Annotated in this window: 3 protein-coding genes and 1 pseudogene; 1 reads left to right on the forward strand and 3 read right to left on the reverse strand. The window is 59.8% G+C overall.

Translation table 11 applies throughout. The features are described from left to right. Window positions 1-323 (forward strand): annotated as a pseudogene (locus tag CF70_RS36775) (DNA polymerase Y family protein); the annotation flags it as partial. Between the two features lie 33 nt (window positions 324-356). Here CF70_RS36775 and CF70_RS26605 read toward each other — a convergent pair. From CF70_RS26605 to CF70_RS26615, 3 genes are read right to left on the reverse strand one after another with little or no spacing between them, the layout of a single operon-like run. Then, a complete protein-coding gene (locus CF70_RS26605; RefSeq protein ID WP_035872016.1) occupies window positions 357-857 on the reverse strand; it encodes a TPM domain-containing protein in 501 nt (166 codons plus the stop codon). After that, window positions 857-1,708, reverse strand: coding sequence for a TPM domain-containing protein (locus CF70_RS26610; RefSeq protein WP_035872018.1), 852 nt, complete (start codon window positions 1,706-1,708; stop codon window positions 857-859). Before CF70_RS26610 ends, CF70_RS26605 begins: the two co-directional genes overlap by 1 nt. Next, window positions 1,705-2,325, reverse strand: coding sequence for a LemA family protein (locus CF70_RS26615; RefSeq protein WP_035872021.1), 621 nt, complete (start codon window positions 2,323-2,325; stop codon window positions 1,705-1,707). The genes CF70_RS26610 and CF70_RS26615 overlap by 4 nt, the downstream gene beginning before the upstream one ends. Window positions 2,326-2,620: the final 295 nt, after the last annotated feature.

The raw sequence follows: 2,620 nt of genomic DNA on the forward strand, positions 1-2,620 counted from the left end.
GTGGCTTGATCGTGCAGATGATCGGCTGGCTGACCGCCCACCATCTGGCTGTGACGCGGATTTCCGTCGAGCTGCAGCATGAACGCGGGCGGGAAGCGCTGCCGTCAACCGTCATTGAGATCGCGCTGGCCGAACCAACCTGGAGCGAGGACCATCTAGTGCGGCTGCTGCGCGAGCGGCTCGCGCAGTTGCAGGTCGACGCTCCGATGATTGCGGTTCGCCTGACGGTCACCAACGTCCAGGACAAGGCGCCGCCCAGCGAGACCTTTTTCCCGGAGCCGGGAGGAATTCCGAGGACTGTCAACGTCGCTCCTTTCGCATGAGAACTGGCCTGCCCGAGGCGGCATTCCTGCGACTCAGAGAATCACTGGCCTGTCGCTCAGCTCGTTCCTGCCACTGGCTTGTGCGGGAAAATGCCTGCCCAGATGCTGGCTGATGGCCTGTATGCCGGCGACGACACCACGTTGATATTCAGCACGTCGGAAGGCAGCTTCCATCTCTCGGCACACGGCAACCCACTCTCGGGACTCAACCTTCGCATGAATGCCACGGTCAGCAACAATTTCAACGCTGCGGTCTGCCAGCAACAGATAAATCAGGACGCCATTGTTATGTTCCGTATCCCAGACGCGCAGTTGAGAAAAGACTTCGACTGCGCGCTCACGCGCCGAGAGACCCTTGAATAGGCTCGTGGCGCTCAACGCGCCCTCCACAGCAAAGAAGAGCTGTCCGATATGCGTGGACTCGCTTGCTGAAATGGCATGCTCGATTGCGCGCAGGGTTTCCTGCGGGAAGGCTCGTCTGACCTGCAAATGAGTCATCAGCAGATGCCTCACGATGCGTTTGACGTGTTCCATCACCACTTTCCCGAGGCACCACCACCGCCGAAGCCGCCGCCTCCGCCGCCGAATCCCCCTCGACCCGAGCCGCCACCATATCTTCCCGAGCGGCTGCCGATACCCAGCAAGCCCATGTGCGCGCCGCCCAGCAGCGTGAACAACAGTGCGATTGCGCCCGCAACGAACGCAGCAAAGATTGCGCCGGAAAGCACCCACGCGACCACGCCAACGGCGCCACCGGTCACGACTGCACCCGGGAACCTCCCCAGCATGGACCGCAATACCCCACCCAGAACCAAAGTGAGCACAAGAAGGATTGGCATCAGTTGCCGGACAGGGTCGCCCCTATCCCCCGCAGTTTCCTTCGGCGGTGGCAAGGGCTCGCCTTCGATGACTCTAAGCATACGGTCGATACCCGCGGCCACGCCACCGTAGAAGTCGCGCTGCTTGAATCTAGGCACAATATCTTCACTGATAATGCGCTTACTTGTGGCGTCAGTCAGGACGCCTTCGAGGCCATACCCCACCTCAATACGAAGCGCGCGGTCATCCTTGGCAATAATGAGCAGTGCGCCGTCATCAATGCGCTTGCGTCCCAACTTCCATTGCTCGACAACGCGAAGCGAATATTGCTCGATGGTTTCCGGCTGGGTGGTGGGAACAATGAGAATTGCCAATTGCGTTCCCTTCTTCGCTTCGAAGGCCTGCAACGTCTGGTCCAGGGACGCCTGTTGCTCGCGCGTGAGCGTGCCAGTCATGTCCGTCACTCGCGCAGTCAAGGATGGAACGGCAACCTCGGCAATGGCGCCGAGAGACATAAAGGCTGTCAGCGCTAGCAGCAGGCCTCGTGCGGCCGAGAGCAGGTTCACTTGGTACCCCCAGGGGCGCTGGCAGGAGCGGCACCGAATCCAACTTGCGGTGGCTTGGCGATGCCCGCTTCGTCAGTGACACTGAAATTGGGTTTTACCTTGTACCCGAATGTCATCGCCGTCAGATTCGAGGGAAACGCGCGCACGGTCACGTTGTAGGTCTGCACCGCCTGAATATACCGATTTCGTGCAATGGCAATCCGGTTTTCGGTACCCTCCAATTGAGCCTGCAGGTCCCGAAAACCGGCATCCGCTTTCAACTGCGGGTAGTTCTCTGACACGGCGAGAAGCCGGGACAGAGACCCGGAGAGTTGTTGCTGGGCAGCCTGGAACTGAGCAAACGCTTGCGGGTCGTTGAGCAGCGCCGGCGTGGCCTGGATGGAACCCACTCGGGCACGGGCTTCAGTCACCTGCGTCAAGACTTCCCGTTCATGGCTGGCATAGCCTTTGACGGTATTCACCAGATTTGGAACCAGGTCGGCGCGACGCTGGTACTGGTTCACCACCTCGGACCAGCCCGCCTTAACCTGCTCGTCTTGGAGCTGAATGGTGTTATAGCCACATCCTGTGAGGCTGGCTGCAAGCAATACAACAAGCACCGACCATATCCTGCGCACGAGACACCTCCGTCCTTTGGCGGCCTTCTGACAAGCCGCATGAATCTAATCATCCACTAAAACTCCCCGCGAGGAGCACGCGCCGCCGCAAACCGGGTTTTCGCATTCATCGTAGGCTGCGTGGACGACAGGTATCTTGATTTCGCTCAACAACGGGGTAGTCGCTCACACATAGAGTTTCCAATAGGAGGTGCCGTAGAGTCAGGGTCGCCAAAGCACCTCCTTGGCCGCCTCGCGCCGCGGGTGAAGGAGGTTTGACATGCCGACCTCGGAGAATATTGCGCTCTCCGTCTCG

The organism is Cupriavidus sp. SK-3 (assembly GCF_000611145.1).
In the GTDB taxonomy this organism is placed as follows: Bacteria; Pseudomonadota; Gammaproteobacteria; order Burkholderiales; family Burkholderiaceae; genus Cupriavidus.

Coding starts and splice junctions, on each gene's coding strand:
- CF70_RS26605 (WP_035872016.1), bottom strand. CDS start 857: ATGGAACACGTCAAACGCATCGTGAGGCATCTGCTGATGACTCATTTG.